This window comes from Amycolatopsis sp. lyj-90 (genome assembly GCF_046549035.1).
GTDB lineage: Bacteria > Actinomycetota > Actinomycetes > Mycobacteriales > Pseudonocardiaceae > Amycolatopsis.
In genome coordinates this window covers 361,622-383,873 of record NZ_JAJPWP010000001.1, presented here as the reverse complement: position 1 = coordinate 383,873, position 22,252 = coordinate 361,622, and the positions used below count along the sequence as shown (strand labels likewise).

The following is a 22,252-nucleotide window of genomic DNA, read 5'->3' as shown; positions in this document are numbered from 1 at the left end:
ACACCTCAATTCAGCTTGATCGGATTGCCCTTGATCTCGACGACACCGGCGCTCTCGATGCTGATCGCGGCCTGTGCGGTGAGATTCAGCTGCGCGCCACCGTCCACGGTGATCGTTCCGCCCTGCCCGGCCACCAGGTCGATCGTTCCCGCCGGGCCGCATTCGATGGTCAGCTTGCCGACGGCGGGGCCACCGCCGGCCGCGGGCTGGGGATCGCAGCGCAGCAGGACGGTGCCCGCCTGCTGGTCGACCTGCAGGGTGAGATCGGCGGCCCCGGTGCCGAGTTCGATCAGTGACACCGCGGGAGCCTCGTCGTGGAACAGCAGCCGGGAGCCCGACGGTGCGACGATCCCCCGGCGCACCACCGAAGCCGTCGCGCCCTCGACCCGGACGGGTTCACCGCCGAGGGTGGCCTGGCTGTGATCGTTGACGATCCCGCCGAGCACGTACGGACGCCGGATGTCCCCGAACTCGAAGCCCACGAGCACTTCGTCGCCGACCTCCGGCAGGAAGACGGTCCCGCTCGCCTGTCCCGCGCCCGCCTGTACCGGGCAGGCCCAGTCGGATTCGTACTGCGGTGAGAGCCACGGCAGGGTCACCTTGACCCGGCCCTTCCGGAGCGGGTCGTTGATGTTGCTGACGATCCCGCAGACCACGCCGGGCACCCGCTCACCGGTGTCCGCGACCCCGTTGGTGAGGCCGAGCAGCGAACGGTCCTGACGGCCGCTGACCTCGAACGACGTCCGGTAGGACCCGAACTCGAACCGGTGCCGCGTCCGGGTGAGCAGCCAGGTCCCCGCGAAGGTCGCGGCGACCCCGCGGACCTCGACCATCCGCCCCGCGCCGAGCCAGGGATCACCGACGGCCTCACCGGAGGCTTCGGCGAACGTGTCCGACATCCGCTCGGACAGTCCGTCCGCCGCCTGCCTCGCGGCCGCGCCGATCGCCGCACCCCAGCCCAAGGGCAGTTCCGAGACGACGGTCGCCTGCTCGGACGGCGCCGGTCCGTGAATACCGCCCGGCGCCGCCGGAGCAGCGGGAGCGATGCCCGAAAAGCGCCTGGCGACAACGGGGACGTCGTCCGGCAGCCGGGCGGTGGAGGTGGACGGCGACCGCTGCTCGCTGACCACTCTCGCCGCCAGCGGATCCCAGATCCGGACCTCCGTGAACGGGGCGAGGTTCCCGGCGGTGACCCTGGCGGAGAACGACAGCAGGTTCGCGCCCAGCGCCAGGACCACCGGTTCGCTCGGGCCCGCGGCCGCGCGGAATTCGAAGCGGCCGCAGGTGACGCCGACCTGGTAGCCGATGGCCGCGGCCCGGCGGACGAGGAAGTCCCAATCGGTCTGGTTCACCTGGCCGGTGTGCTGGTGGGTGACCGTCGTCGGCTCGATCACGCCGATCATCAGCCCGGCCTCGGTGGCGATCTTCCGCGCGATGTCCGAGTCCGTCATGTCGAGGAAGGTCCGGGTCCGCTTCGTCCGCTGCAATCGATGGTCCTCCGCGTAGCCGCGGAAGACGATCGACGCCGTCGAGTGGTACTCGGCCTCGATCGACGTCACCTCGCCACTCATCAGGAGGCGCGGATCGTTCGGATGCCCGGGCGCCGCGCCGCCGATCGCCACCTCCGTGCCGATCGCCAGCACCTTCAGCGCCTGCGCGCTCGCGTCCCGGTCGGTGACGACGATCTCGAACATGTCCGGCAGGTGCAGATGCGTGTCCACGGTGACACGCAGGACGGACTTCGCGACGGCGGGCGGAAGCGGGCGCTTCGCCGGTCCGATGTGGATCGACGAGGCCACCGGGTCGTCCTGCCACGGGGTGCTCACGGCCGTCCCTTCGTGCCGGGTTTTTCCTGCAGTACCAGGCCGATGACGGCCCGGCTGGGCTTGCCGTCGGCGGTGAACCGGGTGAAGTTCACGTCGATGCTCTTGAGGACGACGGCGCTGGGCAGGTAGGCGACGTCGGCACCGAGTGAGAGCGTGAGGTTCGCGTACCGGGCCTCCGGACGGGTCGGCGGGGGTTTTTGGCCGCACTGTCCACAGCTGAGCGGTTTGGCGTCCTTGCTGATAGGCGGCGGCACGGAGCTGACGGGTTTCCCGTCGGGAAGGGGTTCGAGCCATTTCTTGAGTTTGGTGATCCCGTCCTGGACGTCGTCGGTTCCTTCCAGGAGGAGGTCGTTGAGCTTGAGGCTGAGCGCGTCGTCGTCGACGACCTTCGCGCCGTCGCGGTAGGTCTTGCCCTCTTTGAGTTTCACCTGCCGTGACTGGTTGAGGCTGAACTTCGCCGGGCTGCAGTGGAACGTCACGCCGGTGGCCGGGGCCTGCGCCTCCGTGATCCGCAGCCGTGCCCGTTCCCCGGTCGGGCGGCCACCGGCGACCGCGGCGGTGTCCAGGAAACCGTTGTGCACGAACGAAAGCTTCTCGATCGCGATGCCGCCGCCGGAGCTGGACAACGTGGGCACGGACCAGGAGACGGGCATCGCGTCCCGCAGTTTCCACGTGTGGACGACGTGGTCCTCCGGGCTCAGCCCGCTGAACAGCTGGACGGTGATCGCCGGCCGGTCCCGGCGGGGGCCGCCTCCGCCGTCCAGCCAGTCGGCCACCTGCTGTTGCAGCCATCGCCGGACCTTCAGCGACCCCGCCGTCGTCATGGCGCGCTCCAGGGTCACCTTGCCGTAGGTGATCTTGCCGGGCAGGTACCGGGGCGAGTCGTAGCTGCCCGCCTCGTCGAGCGGGCCCTCCGGGGCGAACTGCACGTCGAGCCCCGAACAGCCCGACCACAGGCCCAGCGAACCGGTCCGCGCCGAGCCGTCGAGGTCCGGCACGATCACGTTGAACCACATGGTCATGCCGTAGCGGTCGGCCCGCGTTTTCGCCCCCGATCTGGCCGGGCTCAAGCCCGCCGCGGCGGCCGCCGAGTTGATCTTCCCGTGGATCATGGCTTGCGCACCTCGTCGTCGAGGAAGCCGCCGTGGGCGAGTTCGAGCGTCTCGATCACCGGCCGGGCGCCGCCCGAGTCGAACTCGCCGATCTTCCAGCCGATCGGATAGAACTCCTTGAGTTTCCAGGTGATCATCGGCAGTCCGAGGAAATCGACCAGGTAGACCGCGCCGCTGAGCAGCTGCCGTCTCCGGACGATGGTGGCCAGCCACTTCTGGACGGTGGACGAGTCGGTGCACGCGGCGCGCGAAAGGCTGATGGTGCCGTAGGAGGGCACGCCGGGCTGGAACCGTTCGACGTTGGTGTTCCCCGGCCGGTAGCCGTGTTTCGCCCAGCTGACGCTCAGCCCGGACGCCTTGGCCCACCGGCCGAAGTCGTACTGCCCGTGGTCGATCTGGATCACGAAGTGGTGGCTCATGCTGACCTGCCCGGTCAGCATCTCCAGCGCTTTTCCCGGTGTCGAAAGACCCGGTTTGGCTATCGATGGCATGGCGTCCTCACCAGCGGTCGGCGAGCGTGCCCCGGCGCTCGCGGTCGACAAGGAGTTCCCCGCGCAGCCGGTGCCGGAGGCGGTGGTAGAGGCGGTCGGCGAGAAGATCGGGGTTCTCGCGCGCGGGAACCTCCCGGTCCCGCTCGTCCAGGCGGGTGATCGCCGCGTCCATGCGGTCGAGCCGGGTGAGAAGGTCGGCGTCGCTCCGCTCGGGAGCGGCGGGTTCCGGGGCGACGGCCCGGTCCGGGAACGTGTCGTCGATCGACCACGAAAGCCCCTGCTCCGGCTCAGCTTGGACAGGAGCGACGCCATCAGGTGCTTTCTCCTCCGCCCGCACCACCTCGGGCGGTGCGGCTTGCGGTGCTCCGGCGGCGACCTGCCGATGCACCAGCGCTTCGGGCGCCGTGTTCTCGCCGCGTGCCCAGCGTTCGGCCTCCAGCGCCCGGCGTTCGAGCTCGGCGCCGTCGGCGGAGACCTCGGGTGGCATGGCCGCCCCGAGCATCCGCTGCTGCGCGACGTGGGTGAGCTCGTGCACGAGCAGGCCACGGGCGTTCACGGTGTCCAGCGCGCCCGCCTCGTCGGGCAGGAAGACTTCCCCGCCGGTCGTGAACGCCCGCGCGGAGATCGCGGCGGCCTGCGCGCTCACGGCCTTCCCTCGCCGCACCGGGACATCCGCGACGTCGACGCCGAACTGTGCGCGGAACGAGTCGGCGATCGTCTCGGGCACCTGCAGTGTCGAGCGTTCGGGGTGGTCCGCTTCGAGGAGCGGGGGCGGGCTGGTCAGCGGCGCGATCGCGGCGCGGTAGACGTGCGGGCTCACTTCCTCGTGCACAAGGGACTTCCGAGTGGTGACGGCCGGGTGGGGCATGTCGGCTTGAGGGATCGGCTCCGGCAGGACGAACTCGGAAGTACTCGTCTCCTTCGCGGTGTCGCCGTAACTCGGCGATTCCGTCTCGACAGGCAGGCTTGAGGCGGCCTCCGGTGCGACATCGCTCGCTGCTTCCGTTGGCGTAGCGAAAACGCTCGCGGTCTCGATGGGCACAGCGATGCCGGAATCCGAACCGACGACCGGCTCCGCCCACTCTGGCCGTTCCGGTATCGCCGCACCGGCGACTGGACGGCTCACCACCTCCGGCGGCACAGCGAGAACGCTTGCGGCCTCGACAGGCACAGGGGTGTCTGAAACCGGACCGGCGACCGGCTCCACCCATCCCGACGATTCCGGTACCGCCGGACCGGCATCCGGATGGCTCACCACCTCCGGCGGCACAGCGAAATCACCTGCCATCTCAACGGGCACAGCGACATCGGGATCCAGAACGGCAGGCGGCTCGTACTCGACCACGACGGGCTCGGAGACTTCACCCGGAACCACGGGAGGTTCGGCCGGACCACGATCCTGGACCGAAGCCGTGCCCTCCTCCGAGGTCGGCGCACCCAGTTCCCCGGCGGACGATGCCCGCGCGAGCCTGCGTGTCTGGCCCAGCGTCGGGCGTCGAAGCCGTCGCACCTCGGGCTGTCGAGGCTCGGGAACCGTCGTCGGCGGCCCGGCGACCGAAGAGAACCCGGTGAGTGCCGCCAATCCGGCGACGTCGTTCGCCTCGTACTCGGCGAACAGCCGCTCGACCTCGGTGACGCTGCGAAACGGCTGCGCCGGTTCGGTCGGCTCGCCGACGGACTCCTCCGTCACCTTGGTGAGCACCGGACGCGGCGCCGGAGCGGGAGCCGGTGACGCCCGTCGCCGTACTGGCGATGGCTGTTCCGGCTCGAACGTCTCCCCCGCCGTGACGGCCGGAGCGACCGTCTCCCCCACTTCTCCAGAAGGCGGCTCCTCCAAGGGCTCGATGAGCCGGACCAGACCGTTCATCCGGCCGCGATGCGCGCCACCCCGGGGCTCGGGGAACAGCAGGACGGCCACCGCCGCATCGGCGACGAGGGACGTCGCGCCCGTGACCGGTGGAGGCCGGTGGAGCGGGCTGAGCAAGGGCGGCCGGAGCGCGACCGTCGTGCCGAGCACGGGCAGCCGGGCCCAGTGGCGCCGGGGCTTCGGCACCCGGCCGGGCGGGCGATTCCGCCGGAACGGCCAGCGCATGGTTCACCTCCTGGAGTTCAGGGACCGAGTTCCGTGTGGATGCCGCCGATCTCCCCGATGACCTTCGTCCTGACGTGGTGCTCCAGGTCGAGGATCTCGGGGGACGGCCAATGCAGGTAGTAGGCCACGTACACGACCTCCTTCCAGAGGCGGTCGGCCGTGTACGTCAAGATCCCCCCGGCGCATCACCGGCCACGTCGACGGCGAAGTCGTGCCGGCACTGGGGACAGGTCACGTCGACCTCGGTGTGCCCGCTCTGGTTGATCCGGCGGTACAGGTCCTGGAGGAACGCCAGATCCGAAGCGAACAGGCATTCCACCACCAGTGTGTCCACTGTGGCCAGTGAGCCGAGCCGGGTGACGGTGCGTTCGAGCAGGAGCACGGTCAGGTAGGCCGGATTCTGCCGGACCCGGGGGTCGGTCTGCGTCGAGATCTCGTCCCGCGCGGTCGCGAGCCGCATGACGCCTTCGCGGTGCAGGACACCGTGCTCGTCGACGAATCCGCGCGGCAGGCAGAAGGGATACTCGGTGCGCAGCCCCGCTTCGGCCCGCGAGAGATCGGGTGCGAGCGTCATCAGCGGTTCCCCGCACCGGTGATCGACGCGCAGGTGATCTTGCATTCGATCATCGCGACGTCCGAAGTTCCCGCCTTGACGCTGGTGATGTTCACTTCGGAGATCCATGCCTCTTCGAGATGGTAGGTCGCCTGGACGGTTCCGCCCGCGTCGAAGACGGTGAGCGTGCCGGGGCACCGCGCGCTGTTGTCACCGCTGCGAGCGAACGCGTGCCAGGCGAGGATGGCGTTGCTGCCCGCCTGGTCGAGGCCGCGCTTGACGGAGATCGTCGGCGGTTCGGTCTTGCCGAACTGCTTGGTGTGGTTCACCTTTCCGGTGGCGTCGCTGAAGATGTACTCCTGGGAGGCCACCTTCGAGGTGATGCCGCCGAGTTCCGAGAACGCCATCCGGCCGATGGGCGAGCCGGTGAACTCCACCACGAAACTCGCCGCGCTGACCACCTGGGTCTGGCTGGTGAGACTGGACGTCATGAGCAGGACTCCTTTGCCACGAGGACTTTCAGAGCAGCAGGATGCTGTCGCACACGATGGTGACCCGCATCATCGAGACCGCCGAGGCGTCCGCCTGGGTCTGGTCGATTTCGAGCTTCTGGCACCAGGCGTTCTCCAGCAGGCAGGCGAGCACCGGCTCCCCCGACTTCGTGAGGATGTCGAACGACGCCGGCAGTTTCGCCAGCGGGTTGTTCACCCTGGCCAGCAGGTGCCAGCCGTAGAGCTGGGCGAAACCGAGGCTGTCCAGCGCGCGTTCCAAGGTGATCGAGGGCGGCTTCGCCCGGCCGAACTGCTTCGTGTGCGTGTTCCCGAGCCTGCTGTTGTAGGAGTACTCCTGGAACTCCACTTCGGACTGCAGGCTGCCGAGCTTCGAGAACCCCAGCCCCGCCGCCCAGCCCTCGCACATGATCACGAACCGGGGCGCGCTCAGCACCGCGGGCGCCGGGATACCGCCGAAGGACGCGGCGGTCGTCATTCCTTCAGCTCCGCGCCTTCGGAGAACTGGGCGAGGCGGAAGACCACGAACTCGGCGGGTTTGACCGGCGCGACGCCGATGTCCACGGTGAGGATGCCCGCGTCACGGTTCTCCGGCGGGTTGTTCTCCTCGTCGCATTTGACGTAGAAGGCCTCCTCCGGGGTCCGGCCGAACAGCGCGCCGCTGCGCCAGATCCGCCGCAGGAACATGCTGATGATCCGCTCGACCGAGTTCCAGAGGAAATGGTCGTTGGGCTCGAACACCACCCAGCTCGTCCCGGTGAGGATGGACTTCTCGATGTAGTTGAACAGCCGCCGCACGTTCAGGTAACGCCATTCCGGATCGCTGGACAGCGTGCGCGCGCCCCAGATCCGGATGCCCTGCCCGGGGAAGAACCGGATGCAGTTCACGCCGACCGGGTTCAGCCGGTCGTGCTCGCCGCGGGTGATCCCGCACTGCAGGTCGGTCACCCCGCGCAGTACCTCGTTCGCCGGTGCCTTGTGCACGCCGCGGGTGTCGTCGTTGCGGGCCCACACACCGGCCACGTGCCCGCTCGGCGGCAGGAACACCGGCTTGCCCGAGCGCGGATCGGCCACCTTGACCCACGGCCAGTACAGCGCGGCGTACTTCGAGTCGTAGCCGGCGATTTCCTCTCGCCATCGCACGACCTGCTGCGGGCGCAGTCCGGGCGGCGGGTCGAGGATCGCGACCCGGTCGGCCATCAGCTCGCAGTGCGCGATCATGGCGAGCTGGACCGCCTTGACGCCGTCCATGTCGATCTGCCCGGACTCGTAGGCCGTCATGAGGTCCGGGACGCACAGCATGGTGATGTCGTCGATCGCCTCCAGTGTCCCGAATCCGGTCCGTTCCTCGGGATCACCGACGTAGTCCTGGACGGTCAGCGCGCCCGACGGCGCCTCGGTGATCGTCGTACGGGTGTTCTTCGCGGGCAAGGCCAGCGTGGCCCCTTTGGTCTCCTCGACGGTGACCAAAGTGGACTTCCGCAACGCGGTCGCCACGTTCGTCGCGCCGCGGCGGTTGGTCACGTTGTCGAAGACCTCCTCCTCGTCCCCGAACCGGACGACGAGTTTGAACGCGTCGTCGCCGCGTTCCGTCGCTTCCTGCACCTCGACACTCAACTGCCTGCCTTGCTCCGGTGCCTTCAGCGCCCGGACGACGATCGGCTTGCCGGCGCCTTCGCTCGGCAGTTCGGTGCCGGTGGGGGCGGGCTGTTCCGCCGAGCCGCCACCGACCCGGATGACGTAGGCGGCACCACCGCCGTTCGCGAAGTAGGCGTAGACGGCGTGCGCCAGATACGCGCCTTCCGTGAACTGGCCGAAGTTCTGGGTGAACTGGGTCCAGTTGGTGACCAGGACCGGCTCGTCCACCGGTCCCGTCTCGGCGAAGCCGACGAACGCGGCGACAGCGGTGCCGACACCCTCGATCGGTTTCGAGCCGGATGACACCTCTTCGACGTAGACACCCGGTGACAGGTACGACGGCATGGCGCCTCCAAGAGAACGATGCGGGCTTCTCGATCACAGTGCTCGCCGGAACGGGGCCGCACCACGAGCCCGGGGGCACACCGGCTTGCCCGATCGGGTAGACCGTTCGGGCCGCTCCGATGCACCGGGATCGCTGCCGCCGGGGCACCGGTTCTCTGCACACTGGCGCCATGTTCGATGAAGTCGACATAGCGCTGCGGTCGCTGCTGAGGGAGTCTTTGCCTCCCGAAGTCGTCGTGCGCTTCGACACGCCAGGCGAGAACTGGATCGCCGAGTGCTCCGGTACCGAAACGGTCGGCATCTTCCTGCACCGGGTGCGGGAAGACGTCGCGGCGGGTACGCCGATCGGCTGGTCGGACGAACGCGCGCCGGACGGCCGCGTCGTGCGGCGTACGCAGGAAGCACGGCGCTACGAGCTCTGCTATCTGGTCACCGCCTGGGCCGACGACATCGAACGGGAGCATCTGCTCCTCGGCGCCGTCCTTTCGGCCTGCACCCGGACCGCGCGGCTCTCCGCGGCTCACCTCACCGGAACTCTCTCGGCGGCGACCTCTCCGGTCACCGTTTCCGTTGCCAGGCCGGGACTTTCGAGTGCGCCGGTGGACATCTGGGCGGCACTGGGCCTGGTCGCGCGCGGCTGCCTGGACCTGGTGGTCGTCGCCCCGCTGGCCCCGCCGGAGTCCGGCGAACCGGCACCGCCGCCGAACTCGGTCGATCTGGGCGCTCGCACGCTAAGGCCACCTCGGCCGTCCACCGGCGGTATGCGGCGCTTGCCGGCCAAGATCACGGAAGGGGTGCGCGATGGGCAGGGCCGCGGCGAAAATGGGTGACCTCGTCACCGGGACCGACACGCATGTCGTCATGGTCCCTTCGGCGGGCGGGCCCGTGCCGACGCCGACCCAGCTGCCGTTCGCCGGGAAGATCACGCTCGGCTGCAGTACCGACGTGCTCATCGGCGGGCAGCCCGCGGCGGTCGTGGGCAGCGTCGCGATCAACACCCCACCGCATGTGCCGACCGGTGGCATCTTCCAGCGGCCGCCGGACAACCGCGGCACTGTGCTGGCGGGCAGCCCGCTCGTGCTGGTGAACGGGAAACCGCTGGCACGCGACGGGGATCAGGTTCTCGACTGCAACGATCCGGCGCCCGCCCCGACCGGGACCGTCGTCGCCATCGGCACCGTACTGGCCGGCTGAAACCGATCGAATCCGAAACGAGGTGAGGCACGTGGAACCGATGGAAGCGGCGATTGTCTCGGTCGCGGGAAAACTCAGCAGCAACGAGGTGGAGTCCTGGTTCGAAGCGGTGTGCACCGCTTACGCGGCGTCCGAAGAGGACTGGTCGCGGTGCAAGGAACTCCTGAAAGCCCAAGTGGAAGAGCGCTCTCTGCCCGACAAGGCGCTGGAGACGTTCGTGGAGTACATGGACACCCGGGTCAGCGATCAACTGGACGCCCTGTCCAGGATGAAGCAGCGGGAAAACGACCTGCCGCAGCTCTTCGACGATCTCGTGACGAAGTCCCGTGCGGAAAAGAACGCCGCGCTGCCGGCGTGGGACAGCGCCGTCGCCCCACGCTGGTACGCACACCTCACCCAGGTGCTCGGCAACGGCTGGCCCGGCTGGTCGGGCAAGGAAGAGGAATGGGATCGCTTCAAGGCATTCTTCCTCGGATACGCCGATCAGGCCGGGGTCCGCCCCCAGGCGCAGCTGCTGCTGGACGACGTCGAGCGTGCGCCGGACAAGATCGGGGGCTTCGCCGGGTACGGCATCGCCATCGCGACGCACGAGCAACTCGTCGCGCGGACGAAAGCGCCGGATCTCTGGTCGCAGTACGAGCCCAAGGCCTGGTACGCCACCCTGACCAAGGGCTGGGGCGGCTGGTCCGGCCGGGAAGCCGACTGGGGAAAGTTCAAGCGCTACTTCCTGAAGTTCGCCCAAGACCGGGGTGTCGGGGAAGGAGCCGGGAAGTTCCTCGCCCTCGTCGAAGCCGGTGAGGACAAGAGGGCCGCGTTCGCCGAGCAGGGCATCACGCTGCCGGACGAGCAGCCCGCGGAGCCCAGTGGCGAGATCGCCGAAAAGGTCGCCGAACGCGACAAACGAGTGGAAGCGGAACTGGCCGAGCTCGTCGAGGCATCCGAGGAGCAGATGCGGCAGGCGGCCGAAGAATTCGAGAAGAACGACGAGTTCTTCGAGAAGGTCGTCACCGAAATCATGGAGAATGCGGATCTTTCGGAGTTCGAGGGCCTGACCGGGGACGAGATCCAGGAGCTCTGGGAGGAGGCGATCCTCGGAAGAATTCAGGAGTTCACCGACCAGGCATCGGCGGAAGAGCTGAGGGGCCTGAGCGCGAACGAGGCCGTGTCCGGGAAAGTCAAGGCGATTCTCCCCGAACAGCACTGATCATTCGTGAACCAGGAGGAAGACCATGACGACGAGCACGCCGCCGTCCTCGAAGAAGGACGCCAAGGCAGCCGCTTCCGTGAAGCAGGCCGTCCGGGATCTCGACCTTGATTACGGAACGACGCTCACTCTTTCGATCTGGGGCCTGAGCCGGGTCGGGGTCGGTCACGTCGGAGTCCGGATCAAACATCACTCGGACGCCAAGAAGGCCAGGGAAACCGCCGCCAAGGACTATCGCGAGTTCGGCACCCTGCGCGAGGACAACCCGGAAATGATCCGGCTGCGCAAGGAGATCGAACTCATGGCCGTCGACGCGGGCGCGGCACAGGGTGTCATCCACTCACTGCACCAGAAAACCTTCCCGCTGCAAAACATCACTCTCTATCACAAATGTTCTGCGGTCACTCTCAGCAACGCCGAGAACCTGCTCTCCTTCACCCTCAAACGAAGCCATCACGTGAAGGAGATCTACGGCAAGTCCCACAAGTACGCCAAGGGCGACGCGGCGGCGGCCATCAGCAAGGACGTCTATTGCGATGTCGTCGAAATGCACACGCGGATGCGCAAGTGCATCGACGACATCGTCGAGAATCTCGCTGCCTGCCGTAAGATGGTCGCCAAGGAAATGAGCCTCCAGCGGTACGCGGCGGTGGCCGAGAACGACGAGTTCCGTGTCGGCGGGAAGAAGTTCACCGGCGACGAGGTCACCAGCGCGATCAAGCTGACCAAGGAGATCTTCAAGGGCGCCAACACCGGTGCCGGCGTCGCCGCTTCGGCGGTGCCGGAGGAAGGCACTTCGCAGGCCTTGAGCGCGGCCAACCTGATCGGCGGGGTGATGATCAGCGAGTTCGGCGCCATCGCGGAATCACTCGACCGGAAGCGCCGGGCCAAGCAGATCATGAACGATCCGGGGTACAAGAAGGAGGCGGATAAGTTTCTCGCGGACAATCCCCTGGCGATCCTCGACTACATCATCGAGCGCAACGAAGCCGACCTCGAGCGGGCCCTGTGCCGGGCCGAACCCGCGGCGGCCGCATTCCTCTCGGTCGCGAGCTACGGACTGGACCTCACCGGTGTCGGCGGAGTGGTCGCCAAATGCGTCTTCCCGTTCGTGTTCCCCACGGTGAAGACCCTCGTGACGGAGTTCTTCAAGGGCGTGCACGAGGAGGCGCGCAAGGCGGAAGAGACTTCGGGCCGGAAGGACCTCACCGACTTCAAGAAGACCATGATCGCCAAGTGGTCGGCGTTGAACGACGACTCGGAGGTCGACAGGCTCATCGAAAAGGCCCGAACCAGGGTGAAGGCGAAAACGGAACTGAGTGAAGAGCTGAAGGCCGAGGTGGCCCTGCTCGTCGCGGACTTCGATCAGATCAAGGACGTGAAGACCCGCGAAAAGATGTTGAAGAAGCACGCGGCCGCTCTTTCCGGCCTCGGCCTGAAGGCGGCGGCGGCGTCGGTCGAAAAGGCCAACAAGCTCGGCGGTTACCTGACTCCTCAGTGGCTCATCGACGGGGTGATCGCGAAGAGCCTCAGGCCGGTGGTCGTGAAGGTTCTGGGCTTCGTCGATCCGGCGCACGACCCCGGGCTGATCTCCAACGTCGAGATGATGAAGCTGCAGGAGGGGATCGCCGAGATGACGGCCGTCGAACTCAAGTACGCGCAGGCCTGACCGGAACGCCGTTACCCCGGGTGGCCCAACCTTCTGGTCCATTCGTCCCATAGCGGGCAGAATGCCTGAGTCTGCGGAGAAAGCGGGGGCGATGTGAGGGAACGCGGCGCCATCACCCCGTTCACCGGCGGTTTCGTCGGGCGTGCCGCCGAACTCGCGTTCCTGGCCGACGTCACGGGGAAGGTCCGGATCGGCACTCACCATCTCGTCCGTTTGGAGGGTCTCGCGGGGATCGGCAAGACGGCGCTCGCCCGCCGGTTCTTCGCGGGCGTGCCGGACTTCCGGTTGTTGCGCGCGGTCGGCGACCCCGCGGAAGCCGGCAGCGAGTTCGGTGTCGTCGACCAGCTCGCGCTGTGCCTGCCCGCGGGCGCCGGCGAGTCGTTGCCGCTGCTGTCCGGACGGCGTCCGGCGGGAGTGGACCCGCTCGCGGTCGGGAAGCAGTTGCACGCCGCGCTGTCCGGGCTGCTGGACCGCAGCCCGGTCGCGCTGTTGCTGGACGGGCTCGACTGGGCCGACCCGCCGTCGCTGACCGCCCTCGGATTCGTGCTGCGGCGCAGCTGGGCCGATCAGCTGCTCGTGGTCGCCCTCAGCCGTACCGCCGCGGACGGCACCCGGGCGGGCGACCCGCTCGGCGAGGGGCCGGCGGCGGTACGGGTGGAACTGACCGGGCTGGCCACCGACGAGGTGGCCACCCTCGCGAGCACGATCCTCGGGCAGGCCATCCCCGGCAAGGTCGTCGAGCGGTTGTGTGCTTACACCGGAGGGCACCCCGCGCATCTGCGCACCCTCTTCAAGGAGGTCGAGCCGGAGGCTCTGGCCACCGGGGAACTGTTCCGGACGGCACCGAGTTCGGCGGTCGTCGCGGCGCGGAGGACTCTCGCCGGGCTGCCCGCCGAGACCAGGGAACTGCTGGCCGCGCTCGCCGTGCTCGGCGTCCGGTCTCCGCTGGCGAGGGTGGCGCAGGTGGCCGCGATCGAGCACGCGGAAGAGGCGCTGCAACCGGCGCTCGAAGCGGGTCTGGTGACGTGGTGGCCACGCGAGGTGTCGAGTCCGGTCGAGCTGACCCATGACGTGCAGCGGGAAGCCGTCTATCTCTCGCTGACACCGACCCGGCGGAGCAGGCTGCACCTGCGGGCGGCCGAGACCGTGGACCGGGCGAGTTCGTGGCGGCACCGGGTCGCGGCGGTGACCATGACCGACGGCGACCTCGCGCGGGAGCTGGAGAAGGCCGCCCAGGAGGAGGCCGACCGCGGTGAGCACGGACCCGCCGCCACCTATCTCGGCTGGGCCGCCGACATCTCGCCGTCCGGGCCGGACGCCGAACGTCTGCTGCTCACGTCGGTCATCCATCAGCTGCTCAGCGAGGAACGGTGGCGCGCCTCGGGAGCGCAGGCCCGGATCGCCCGCTGCGCCCGGTCCGCCCTGCGTTCCCTGTGCGAGGGTCTCGTCTCCCTGTTCGGCTCGGGCGAACGGGTGCGGGCCGAGCGGGAACTGACGGCCGCCTTGCGCCAGGCCGAGGCGGAGAACGCGCCCCGCTGGGTGCGCGCGTCGGCCGCGGCGGGTTTGGCGGGCGCGCTGACCTGGCGCGGCGAGTCCGATTCGGTGATCGAGCACGGGCGGCTCGCGTTGTCGCTCGGTGAGGTGCCGACCGGCCTCGCGGACTTCACCAAGGTGCTGCTCGCGGTGGCCAGGGGCCGACGCGACGGGCTTGAGAGCGGCCTCGACGAACTCGGGCACCTGTCCCCCGAACCGGCCGAAGTCCCGACCCCCCAGCTGGATTCACTCGCCTGCCGCGGCGCGCTGCGCACCGTGCTCGGCAGGCTCGACGAGGCCAAACGGGATCTGCACGAGGTGCGGCGCCGTCACCGGAGCGGCGCGCATTTCCTCAGCGGAACCTGCCCCTACTCGTATCTGACGGCGGCCTACTACCAGTCGGGAGACTGGGACGCGGCCGCGCTCACCATCGCGCAGGTCGTGTCCGTCTCCCAGGCGGAAGAGCAGCCCACGAACCAGGCTCTCTGCAGTTTCGCCGCGTCCCTGGTCCCCGCGGGACGCGGCGACTGGGCGACGGCCGCCCGGCACGTCCGTCGCGCGGAAGAGGCCGCCGCGCGGACCGGCGCGCTCCAAGACCTGCGGTACGCCGGAATCGCGGGAGCCGTTCTCGGACAGGCGAAAGACGATCCGGCCGCGATACTCTCCGCGCTCCAAGCCATCCCGGGCCTGACCGAGGCGACGGGGGCGCACGAATGGTGGAGTCTCTGGTGGCGCCCGCTCCTGGTGGAAGCCCTCCTGGGCACCGGCAGGATCGCCGAAGCACGAGCGCAGCTCAAGGTGTTCGCGGCGAAGGCGAGCGGCGTCGGTTCCTGGGAAAGCACCGTGATCCGCCTGACGGCGTCGTTCTTGGCCGCCCGTGGTGACCACGCCGCCGCCCTCCACTGCGTGGAAAACCGTTACCCCACCCCGGCCGCGCTCGGCGTCTCTCTCGCCGACGGCCTGCTGCTCCATGAGCACGCTCGCCGCCTCCTCGGAACGGCGAGACCCGTCCCCGGCGCACAGTGGCTTCATGCGGCCAAAATCCGCTTCGCCGCCTTGGGCGCGGTCCCGTTCGAACGGCGGGCCGACGCGGACCTGACCGAGTCGCAGGTCGACGTCTCCCTCGATCCGACCGCGCTGGCCGGGCTGACCGACCGCGAAAGCGAGGTGGCCCGTCTCGTCGGCAAACACCTGACCAACCGGGAGATCGCCGCGGAGATCTTCGTGACGGTGAAGACCGTCGAATTCCACCTGGGGAACATCTACGCGAAATTGGGGCTCGGTTCACGAAAAGAACTGCGGGACCTCCTCACCGGAGGCCGCCACGCGCTCTCCGGACCGCCCGCCGACTCGAGATGAGCCTGCCTGCGACAAGACTGCGACAGTCCCGGGACCGGCGGCCGACATCGCCGCAGCACAGTCGGGCTCATGACGAACATCGACCAGGCCCCGGTGGTTCGCGCGGACGCCGGACGCGGGACGCACGTCCCCGCGCTGGACGGATTGCGAGGAATCGCGATTCTCGGCGTCCTGCTGTTCCACACCGATCTCCTGCCCGGCGGTTTCCTCGGGGTGGACCTGTTCTTCACCTTGTCCGGCTACCTCATCACCGACCTGATCCTGCGTGAGGCCGAGGCGACCGGGACGGTGTCACTGACCGCTTTCTGGGGCCGCAGGATCCGACGGCTGCTTCCCGCCCTGGCGGCCATGCTCGCCGTGGTCACCGTCGTGGTGTGGCTCGCGGCGTCACCGGACGTGGTGCGGACGACGCTCGGGGACGGACCCTGGGTGCAGCTGAACCTGGTCAACTGGCACCTGATCGCGGAGTCGTCCGGGTATTGGGACCGCTTCGGCTCGGCCCGGGTCTTCGAGCATCTGTGGAGCATCGCGGTCGAGGAGCAGTTCTATCTGGTGTGGCCGGTTCTGCTGTCGATCCTGGCCCTGGCCGGGCGACGGCTACTGCACCGGCGGGTCGCCGTGATCACGCTCGCGGCCTCGGTGGTCTCCCTGGTGCTGATGATCACGCTGCTGACGCCGTCCGATCCGACCCGGGTCTACACCGGCACCGACACGCGGGCGTTCTCCCTGCTGCTGGGCGCGATGGTCGCCAGCGGCCCGGTGCGCGACGTCCTGGCCCGCTTGACGGCCCGGGCAACGGGAGTGGTGCCGGCGTTCCTGGCTGCCGGAATCGGTGTGCTGTGGTGGTTCGCCGACGGTGTGGGCTCGCCGTGGCTGTTCACCGGCGGCCTCTTCGCGCACTCGCTGGCCGCCGCGGTGCTGATCGGGTTGTGTGTCCGGGCTCCGGGAACGGTGCCCGCCAGGATCCTTGCCTGGCGGCCACTGCGCTGGATGGGGCTGATCTCCTACAGCCTCTATCTGTGGCACTGGCCCGTTTTCGTGCTGGTGTCCGCGCAGTGGACCGGGACCGGCGGATGGCCCCGGACCGTGCTGGTCTGCGTCCTGTCGATCGGCTTGGCCGCGTTGTCGAAGTACGCGGTCGAAGACTCCATCCGGTTCCGCGCGAAGTGGGCACGGGGCCGGAGCGGGGTGCTCGCGTTCGCGGCGTTCATGGTCGCCCTTGCCCTGCTGTGGCTCGCCCTTCCCGCCCCCGGACCGCCCGGCATCGACATCACCCGGCTCGGAAGTGCCCGCTGATCACGTGTTCAGCGGGCAGGTCCGCTGAACATCCGATTCCGGGGTGGGCTGCGTGAAACTGATCCGTACCTTGGTGTCCCTCGATCCCCCGCTCTGCACGTGGACGCCGAGCGCCGTGCACACGACCTGGTCGATACCCAGTGGCGTGACCTCACGGTCGGTCAGCGGCACCAGAAGCTGGATGAGGCCTGGTTCGGTGGTCACCACGACCTGGGTGACCTGCGTCGATGCGATCTCCGTGTCCATCCCCGAGCCACCGGGGCCGTTGAGCAGCAGTGATACCGCTTCGGCGATCGTGCCGAGTCGCCCGGTCTCCCTGAGCTGTGGCTGGAGCCGACGGTGCGCGTCGACGAAGTACAGCGTCACCCCGGGCGCGACACCGGTCGGGGCGTCACCGTCGGCGGCAGGGCCCGAGGGTGCGACTCCGCAGCCCGCCAGCAGCAGGGCGGCCAGCGCCACAAGGCGGATGCGTTTCACCGGTCCTCCAGGTTCCGTGGCAGCCACAGCTCGAACCGCGCACCGCCGTCGACGGTGTTGTCCGCGGTGAGGTCGCCGCCGTGCAGGCGCGCGTTCTCGCGCGCGATCGCCAGTCCGAGCCCGCTGCCCGGGGTTCGCGTGCGCGCGGTGTCCGCCTTGTAGAAGCGGTCGAACACCTTCGGCAGCACGTGCTCCGGCAAACCGGGGCCGTGATCGGTCACCTCGACGCGGACCTGGTCCGGCAGCACCGAGATCCGCACGCGCACCGGTGGCGCGCCGTACCGCAGCGCGTTGCCGACCAGGTTGGCCACGACGACGTCCAGGCGGCGACGGTCCAGCCGCAGCGAAATCTCCTCCGGCACCAGCAGTTCGACCTGCTCCAGCCAGCCCCGGGACCGGAGGCAGTCCCGCACGGCGACCGCGACGTCCGTCTCCTCCCACCGCATCCGGGCGGTGCCTGCGTCGAAACGGGACACTTCCATCAGATCCTCGACCAGCCGGACCAGCCGATGGGTTTCGGTGATCGCGAGCCGCGCCGATTCCCGGGCGTCCGGCTCCATCGTGTCCGCCGTGGCCGCCATCACCTCCACCACCGCGGTCAGCGTGCTCAGCGGGGTGCGCAGTTCGTGGGAGACGTCCGCGGCGAACCGCTTGGCGTCGGCCTGCATGCGCTGCAGCGACTCGGCCATCTCGTTGACGGTGACGGTCAAATCGGCCAGTTCGTCCGCGCCCCGCGGTGGTGTGCGAGCGTCGAGATCACCCGCCGCGAGCCGGCGCGCGGTGTCACGGAGCTTCCGCACCGGCCGCAGGACACTGCCCGCCGCGAGCAGCGCCAGGAGCACCGCCAGCGGCAACGCCAGCGCGGCGGTGATCGCGGCGGAGCGGGTGAGGCGATCGATCTGCTCCTCGACTCCGGTGAGATCGTGCGCCGAGTACACCTCGATACCGGACGGGGCACGGGCGCCGTCCGGTGCGGTGAGCATGACCGGGGTGCCGATCAGCAACCACGGGGTCTCGCCCGCGATGAGCCGCTGCGTGACCAGCCGTTTCTCGCCGCGCACGGCCGCTCGTAGCGAATCCGTGGCGAGGTCGGCCCCGGCCACGGAGCGCAGATCCCCGTAGGTGACCAGCGTGTTCGCGCCGAGGGCCGCGCGCAGCCGGTCGAGCGAGTCCCGGGTCGGCGGGTAGGTCAGCTGGGGCGCGAGCGCGGCGATCTGGCCGGTGAGGGTGCCGGCGAGCCGCTGCTGGGTGGTGGCGACCAGCGCGGCGCTCGCCGACCGGGCGCTCGACCAGGCGGCCGCGGCGGCCGCGAGCACGGCGACCAGGACGAAAGCGACCAGCAAGCGGGCGCGAAGCCCCCGCGGCACCAGCCGGCGGGCACTCATACCGGCCCGAACCGGTAGCCAAACCCCCGGACGGTCTGCACGTACACCGGACTCGCCTGGTCGTCCTCGACCTTCGCCCGCAGCCGCTGCACACAGTTGTCGACCAGCCTGGAATCACCGAGGTAGTCGTGCTCCCACACCTCTTCCAGCAACTGGCTACGGCTGAACACCCGACCGGGTGCCCGGGACAACGTCAACAGCAGCCGCATTTCCGTCGGCGTCAGCGAGACCGGCTCGCCGCGCACGGACACGGCGAGCGCGGCGGTGTCGATCCGCAGGTCGCGGTGCACCCGCACGCCCTCGGCCGGAGCGGCTCCACGGCGGAGTACCGCACGAATCCGCGCGTCCAGCACGGTGGGCCGCGCCGGTTTGATCACGTAGTCGTCCGCACCCGCCGCCAGGCCGCCGACGACATCGAAGTCGTCACCCCGCGCGGTCAGCATGATCACCGGCACTTCGCCCGCCGCCCGGATCCGGCGGCACACCTCGAATCCGTCGATCCCCGGCAACATCAAGTCGAGCACCACCAGGTCCGGCGCGGACACGTGGAACTGCTCCAGCCCGTCCTCGCCGGTCTCCGCGGTCCGCACATCGTGTCCGTGTCTGGACAACGCCAGCTGAAGGCCGCGCCTGACCAGCGGATCGTCTTCGATGAGCAATATCGCCACCACGTGTCCATTATGGACTCTTCCGGTCCGTCTCATCGGTCAGGCGATCTTCTGCGACACAACCGGGACACGATCGCGGAACGCCCGGGACACGGCGTCGGCACGGTCGAGGACATGACCAAGAACCGAAAAATCATGCTCGGCCTGGCCGGTTTGGTCCTGGCGACCTCGGCCTGCTCGACCCAGGCCGCCCCAGGCCCGGCCACGGTCAGCTCGGAGCAGGCCAAGGTGCTCTTCCTCGGCGACTCCATCGCCGTCGGCGAGGCCCTGCCGCTGGCCGCCGCGTTCAAGGCCGGTGGAGCCGGTTTCACCTCCATAGCCGCGGAGGGCGGCGGGAACGTCGTCGGCCCCTTCTCCGACGAAAACTGGAAGAAACTGCCGGAACAGATCACCTCCGCCAAGCCCACCGTGGTCGTCTACCAGATAGCCAGCTACGACTGGGGAACCCGGCAGGAGCAGCAGACCGCCTACGAGAAACTGCTGAGCACCACGACGGGCGCCGGCGCGAAACTGGTCTTCGTCACCATGCCCCCGCTGAAACCGGACGACTTCTACAAGCCGCACATGGCAGAACTCGAGCGCACCCCGGACGTCGCCCGCGCGGTGGCGGCGGGATCCGGCGGCAAGGCCGTCGTGCTCGACGCCGTCGAAGTGTGGGGCAGCGCCTACGAGCAGACGAAGGACGGCAAAGCGGACCGCAGCGCCGACGGCATCCACACCTGCCCTCAAGGAGCCGCGCGCTTCACCAGCTGGCTGCTCACCGGTTTGGCCGCGGTGATCCCGGGCTTCACTCCCCCGGCGGCGGAAAGCTGGGCCAACACCGGCTGGTCGGCCGACAAGCACTTCCAAGGCTGCTGACGAACGAGATCGCGCGGGTCAGCTGATGGAAGCCGAGATCGTCCAGCAGGCACTCGCACTTCTTCGGAACTTCAAGGCGCTTCAGTTGGCCGGTTGCGCGCAGTGAGTGGCGTCCGCTCATGCCGATGAGCGGACGTTGGGTACGCCTTCGGCCGAGTGCTCGCTCATACGGAGCGCGTGGTGAGAATCTCACGACGACATTTGTCCAAGACTGGCGGTCAGCGATCGTGCACGCTCCCCGCATGAGTGAGAACGGCGTTGAGTGTTCGCAGGAAATACACGTGGCGCACGACGGTCCGTGGCAGGCCCCGCCGCTGTTGCTCATCCACGGATCGGGGGCTTCGGGGGCCTCGTGGAGCCAGGTGGTCCCGGCCCTTGCCGGTCACCACCACGTCATCCGGGTGGACCTCCCAGGCTGTGGCCAATCCCCACCTTCGCCGCCTTACGACGTACCCGCGCAGGCGGGCCGAGTGGCGGCGGTACTCGACGACCTCGGCCTCAGGGATGTCACCGTCGTCGGGCACTCCAGTGGCGGCTACGTCGCCACCGCCCTCGCCGAACAGCGCCCCGACCTGGTGCGGTCGGTCGCGCTGATCAGCTGTGGTCCGTATCCCGGCGCGCTGCTTTCCCAGCCGCTGATCCTTCGGCTCCTGCTGGGCCCGCCGTTCGGCCCGCTGATCTGGCCGAGGCGTTCGGATGCGGTCATCCGCAAGGGAATCGGGGCAACGGCCTCTCGCCCGGTGGACGTACCCGACGACGCGGTCGCCGATCTCAAGCACATCTCCTACGGCACGTTCAGAACGATCTTGCGCCGCAACACCGAATACATCGCCGAGCGCGGCGTGCCTGATCGTCTCGCCGCCCTCACCGTTCCGGTGCTGGCGGTCTTCGGTAGCGCCGACCCTCGCTGGGACCCGTCGTCGGTGCGCCAGTACGAGATGGTGCCCGGTGCGCGGATCGAACTGCTGTCCGGCGTCGGGCACCTTCCCATGTTCGAGGCGCCTGAGGCGATCAGCGAGCTATTGCTGAGCTGGACCTCGCGAGAACGGGCCGTGGACACGACGCCCGTGGTCCCTGATCCCTAGACTGGTCGTGTGCTTTCGACTGGAACACCGCCTGACTGGAACACGGTGGACATCGCGGTTCCGCGCCGGTCGGATCGGCTGCCGGGGATCAGCATGGCCGGGTTCCGCCAGAGTCTCCCCGCCCCCGTGGACATCACCATGGTCGCGCATCCCACCGTCACCGTGCTCATCGATCTGAGCGAGGGAGAAGGCATCGTCTGCGACAGCCGCGGCCGGCGCGAGCGGGGCAGTGTCGTCATCGGGCTCGTGCCCGGTGATCTGCGGGCGGGTGGCCGGGTGGGCGAATGTCTCCAGATCCGGCTGGAGCCGGACGTGGCGGCCGCGGTGCTCGACGCGGCACCCGATCTCAGCGGGACGATGGCACCCCTGGCAGACGTCTGGGGTCGCGACGCCGGGCGAATCGAAGACCGGTTGCGCGCCGCCGCGTCATGGGACGAACGGTTCAGGATTGCGGCCGAGTTCGTGGGCCGGAGGATGCGTGCCCGCATCCCGGTCGAACCGGAAGTCGCCCACACGTGGCGGCGAACGCTCACGACCCGAGGGCGGATACAGGTCGACAGCCTGGCAGGTGAGGTCGGCTGGGACCGCAAGCGCCTGTGGTCCCGCTTCCGGTCCCAGCTCGGAATCAGCCCCAAACGCGCCATCCGGCTGGTGCGGTTCGACCACGCCGCCCACCTCCTCGCGGCCGGTCACACCGCCGCGAGCGTCGCCGCCCAGTGCGGCTACGCCGACCAATCCCACCTCCACCGCGAGGTCAAGGTGTTCACCGGGCACACGCCCTCGGTCGTGGCCGTCGCGCCGTGGCTCGCCATCGACGACGTCGCGTGGCCCGCGTCATCACCGAACCGCAACCTTGCACCAGCAGGCCAACACATCCTCAATCGTCGTTAGAACAGCCAGCTACGGATTCGCTGTCCAGCGCGCGCATCCAGTAGAAGCCCGATCCGCCGCATGGAGA

Annotated in this window: 21 protein-coding genes; 9 read left to right on the top strand and 12 right to left on the bottom strand. The window is 69.0% G+C overall.

Annotated features, from left to right (window positions below; genetic code table 11):
- Positions 1-5: 5 nt before the first annotated feature.
- The 9 genes from ACLJPX_RS01565 to ACLJPX_RS01525 are packed head-to-tail and all read right to left on the bottom strand — an operon-like array spanning position 6 to position 8,566.
- Entirely contained in the window at positions 6-1,826 is a 1,821-nt protein-coding gene (locus ACLJPX_RS01565) for a VgrG-related protein (RefSeq protein WP_410598354.1), read from the bottom strand.
- Positions 1,823-2,938, bottom strand: coding sequence for a phage tail protein (locus ACLJPX_RS01560; RefSeq protein ID WP_410598353.1), 1,116 nt, complete (start codon positions 2,936-2,938; stop codon positions 1,823-1,825). Before ACLJPX_RS01560 ends, ACLJPX_RS01565 begins: the two co-directional genes overlap by 4 nt.
- Complete coding sequence (locus tag ACLJPX_RS01555; protein WP_101607206.1) at positions 2,935-3,429, bottom strand: phage tail protein; 495 nt, start codon at positions 3,427-3,429, stop codon at positions 2,935-2,937. Before ACLJPX_RS01555 ends, ACLJPX_RS01560 begins: the two co-directional genes overlap by 4 nt.
- 7 nt (positions 3,430-3,436) lie before the next feature.
- On the bottom strand, positions 3,437-5,521 hold the full coding sequence (locus ACLJPX_RS01550; protein WP_410598352.1) for a DUF4157 domain-containing protein: 2,085 nt from the start codon (positions 5,519-5,521) through the stop codon (positions 3,437-3,439).
- 17 nt (positions 5,522-5,538) lie between these two features.
- Positions 5,539-5,691 carry a DUF6760 family protein gene (locus tag ACLJPX_RS01545; RefSeq protein WP_410598351.1) on the bottom strand — a complete coding sequence of 51 codons (153 nt, stop codon included), beginning with the start codon at positions 5,689-5,691 and terminating at the stop codon, positions 5,539-5,541.
- Positions 5,688-6,095: a hypothetical protein gene (locus ACLJPX_RS01540; protein ID WP_101607204.1), complete on the bottom strand. Its 408-nt coding sequence runs from the start codon at positions 6,093-6,095 to the stop codon at positions 5,688-5,690. Before ACLJPX_RS01540 ends, ACLJPX_RS01545 begins: the two co-directional genes overlap by 4 nt.
- Positions 6,095-6,565, bottom strand: coding sequence for a phage tail protein (locus ACLJPX_RS01535; protein ID WP_101607203.1), 471 nt, complete (start codon positions 6,563-6,565; stop codon positions 6,095-6,097). Before ACLJPX_RS01535 ends, ACLJPX_RS01540 begins: the two co-directional genes overlap by 1 nt.
- Before the next feature lie 28 nt (positions 6,566-6,593).
- Positions 6,594-7,061 carry a phage tail protein gene (locus ACLJPX_RS01530; RefSeq protein ID WP_101607202.1) on the bottom strand — a complete coding sequence of 156 codons (468 nt, stop codon included), beginning with the start codon at positions 7,059-7,061 and terminating at the stop codon, positions 6,594-6,596.
- Positions 7,058-8,566 carry a phage tail sheath family protein gene (locus ACLJPX_RS01525; RefSeq protein WP_410598350.1) on the bottom strand — a complete coding sequence of 503 codons (1,509 nt, stop codon included), beginning with the start codon at positions 8,564-8,566 and terminating at the stop codon, positions 7,058-7,060. The genes ACLJPX_RS01530 and ACLJPX_RS01525 overlap by 4 nt, the downstream gene beginning before the upstream one ends.
- Before the next feature lie 170 nt (positions 8,567-8,736).
- On the opposite strand from ACLJPX_RS01525, the gene ACLJPX_RS01520 reads away from it, so the two are divergent.
- The 6 genes from ACLJPX_RS01520 to ACLJPX_RS01495 all read left to right on the top strand — a co-directional run bounded on the left by ACLJPX_RS01520 (position 8,737) and on the right by ACLJPX_RS01495 (position 16,821).
- Positions 8,737-9,396, top strand: coding sequence for a DUF4255 domain-containing protein (locus ACLJPX_RS01520; protein WP_410598349.1), 660 nt, complete (start codon positions 8,737-8,739; stop codon positions 9,394-9,396).
- The gene (locus ACLJPX_RS01515) at positions 9,368-9,760 is read left to right on the top strand and encodes a PAAR domain-containing protein (RefSeq protein WP_410598348.1); all 393 of its coding nucleotides are present in this window, start codon (positions 9,368-9,370) and stop codon (positions 9,758-9,760) included. The genes ACLJPX_RS01520 and ACLJPX_RS01515 overlap by 29 nt, the downstream gene beginning before the upstream one ends.
- Before the next feature lie 31 nt (positions 9,761-9,791).
- Positions 9,792-10,964: a hypothetical protein gene (locus ACLJPX_RS01510; RefSeq protein WP_410598347.1), complete on the top strand. Its 1,173-nt coding sequence runs from the start codon at positions 9,792-9,794 to the stop codon at positions 10,962-10,964.
- 25 nt (positions 10,965-10,989) lie between these two features.
- Positions 10,990-12,633, top strand: coding sequence for a hypothetical protein (locus ACLJPX_RS01505; RefSeq protein WP_410598346.1), 1,644 nt, complete (start codon positions 10,990-10,992; stop codon positions 12,631-12,633).
- A gap of 93 nt (positions 12,634-12,726) precedes the next feature.
- Positions 12,727-15,525 (top strand): AAA family ATPase, encoded by a 2,799-nt coding sequence (locus ACLJPX_RS01500; protein WP_410598345.1) that lies wholly within the window; start codon positions 12,727-12,729, stop codon positions 15,523-15,525.
- Between the two features lie 69 nt (positions 15,526-15,594).
- Positions 15,595-16,821: an acyltransferase family protein gene (locus ACLJPX_RS01495; protein ID WP_410598344.1), complete on the top strand. Its 1,227-nt coding sequence runs from the start codon at positions 15,595-15,597 to the stop codon at positions 16,819-16,821.
- Here the strand turns inward: ACLJPX_RS01495 and ACLJPX_RS01490 are convergent, their stop codons facing one another.
- The 3 genes from ACLJPX_RS01490 to ACLJPX_RS01480 are packed head-to-tail and all read right to left on the bottom strand — an operon-like array spanning position 16,822 to position 19,354.
- A complete protein-coding gene (locus tag ACLJPX_RS01490; protein WP_410598343.1) occupies positions 16,822-17,298 on the bottom strand; it encodes a hypothetical protein in 477 nt (158 codons plus the stop codon). It abuts the gene before it with no gap.
- Positions 17,295-18,683, bottom strand: a complete 1,389-nt coding sequence (locus ACLJPX_RS01485; RefSeq protein WP_410598342.1) for a sensor histidine kinase — start codon at positions 18,681-18,683, stop codon at positions 17,295-17,297. Before ACLJPX_RS01485 ends, ACLJPX_RS01490 begins: the two co-directional genes overlap by 4 nt.
- On the bottom strand, positions 18,680-19,354 hold the full coding sequence (locus ACLJPX_RS01480; RefSeq protein ID WP_410598341.1) for a response regulator: 675 nt from the start codon (positions 19,352-19,354) through the stop codon (positions 18,680-18,682). The genes ACLJPX_RS01485 and ACLJPX_RS01480 overlap by 4 nt, the downstream gene beginning before the upstream one ends.
- 111 nt (positions 19,355-19,465) lie before the next feature.
- Here ACLJPX_RS01480 and ACLJPX_RS01475 point away from each other — a divergent pair, with 111 nt between their 5' ends.
- The 3 genes from ACLJPX_RS01475 (at position 19,466) to ACLJPX_RS01465 (ending at position 22,185) form a co-directional block, all read left to right on the top strand.
- Positions 19,466-20,209 carry an SGNH/GDSL hydrolase family protein gene (locus ACLJPX_RS01475; protein ID WP_410598340.1) on the top strand — a complete coding sequence of 248 codons (744 nt, stop codon included), beginning with the start codon at positions 19,466-19,468 and terminating at the stop codon, positions 20,207-20,209.
- A 281-nt stretch (positions 20,210-20,490) separates the two neighbouring features.
- Entirely contained in the window at positions 20,491-21,294 is an 804-nt protein-coding gene (locus ACLJPX_RS01470; RefSeq protein WP_410598339.1) for an alpha/beta fold hydrolase, read from the top strand.
- 9 nt (positions 21,295-21,303) lie between these two features.
- Complete coding sequence (locus ACLJPX_RS01465) at positions 21,304-22,185, top strand: helix-turn-helix domain-containing protein (RefSeq protein WP_410598338.1); 882 nt, start codon at positions 21,304-21,306, stop codon at positions 22,183-22,185.
- Positions 22,186-22,252 lie beyond the last annotated feature (67 nt).

Excerpts from the sequence above, each read along its gene's own strand:
- ACLJPX_RS01560 (WP_410598353.1), bottom strand. The coding sequence starts at position 2,938 with ATGATCCACGGGAAGATCAACTCGGCGGCCGCCGCGGCGGGCTTGAGC.
- ACLJPX_RS01555 (WP_101607206.1), bottom strand. The coding sequence starts at position 3,429 with ATGCCATCGATAGCCAAACCGGGTCTTTCGACACCGGGAAAAGCGCTG.
- ACLJPX_RS01550 (WP_410598352.1), bottom strand. The coding sequence starts at position 5,521 with ATGCGCTGGCCGTTCCGGCGGAATCGCCCGCCCGGCCGGGTGCCGAAG.
- ACLJPX_RS01540 (WP_101607204.1), bottom strand. The coding sequence starts at position 6,095 with ATGACGCTCGCACCCGATCTCTCGCGGGCCGAAGCGGGGCTGCGCACC.
- ACLJPX_RS01535 (WP_101607203.1), bottom strand. The coding sequence starts at position 6,565 with ATGACGTCCAGTCTCACCAGCCAGACCCAGGTGGTCAGCGCGGCGAGT.
- ACLJPX_RS01530 (WP_101607202.1), bottom strand. The coding sequence starts at position 7,061 with ATGACGACCGCCGCGTCCTTCGGCGGTATCCCGGCGCCCGCGGTGCTG.
- ACLJPX_RS01525 (WP_410598350.1), bottom strand. The coding sequence starts at position 8,566 with ATGCCGTCGTACCTGTCACCGGGTGTCTACGTCGAAGAGGTGTCATCC.
- ACLJPX_RS01520 (WP_410598349.1), top strand. The coding sequence starts at position 8,737 with ATGTTCGATGAAGTCGACATAGCGCTGCGGTCGCTGCTGAGGGAGTCT.
- ACLJPX_RS01515 (WP_410598348.1), top strand. The coding sequence starts at position 9,368 with ATGGGCAGGGCCGCGGCGAAAATGGGTGACCTCGTCACCGGGACCGAC.
- ACLJPX_RS01505 (WP_410598346.1), top strand. The coding sequence starts at position 10,990 with ATGACGACGAGCACGCCGCCGTCCTCGAAGAAGGACGCCAAGGCAGCC.
- ACLJPX_RS01495 (WP_410598344.1), top strand. The coding sequence starts at position 15,595 with ATGACGAACATCGACCAGGCCCCGGTGGTTCGCGCGGACGCCGGACGC.
- ACLJPX_RS01485 (WP_410598342.1), bottom strand. The coding sequence starts at position 18,683 with ATGAGTGCCCGCCGGCTGGTGCCGCGGGGGCTTCGCGCCCGCTTGCTG.
- ACLJPX_RS01475 (WP_410598340.1), top strand. The coding sequence starts at position 19,466 with ATGACCAAGAACCGAAAAATCATGCTCGGCCTGGCCGGTTTGGTCCTG.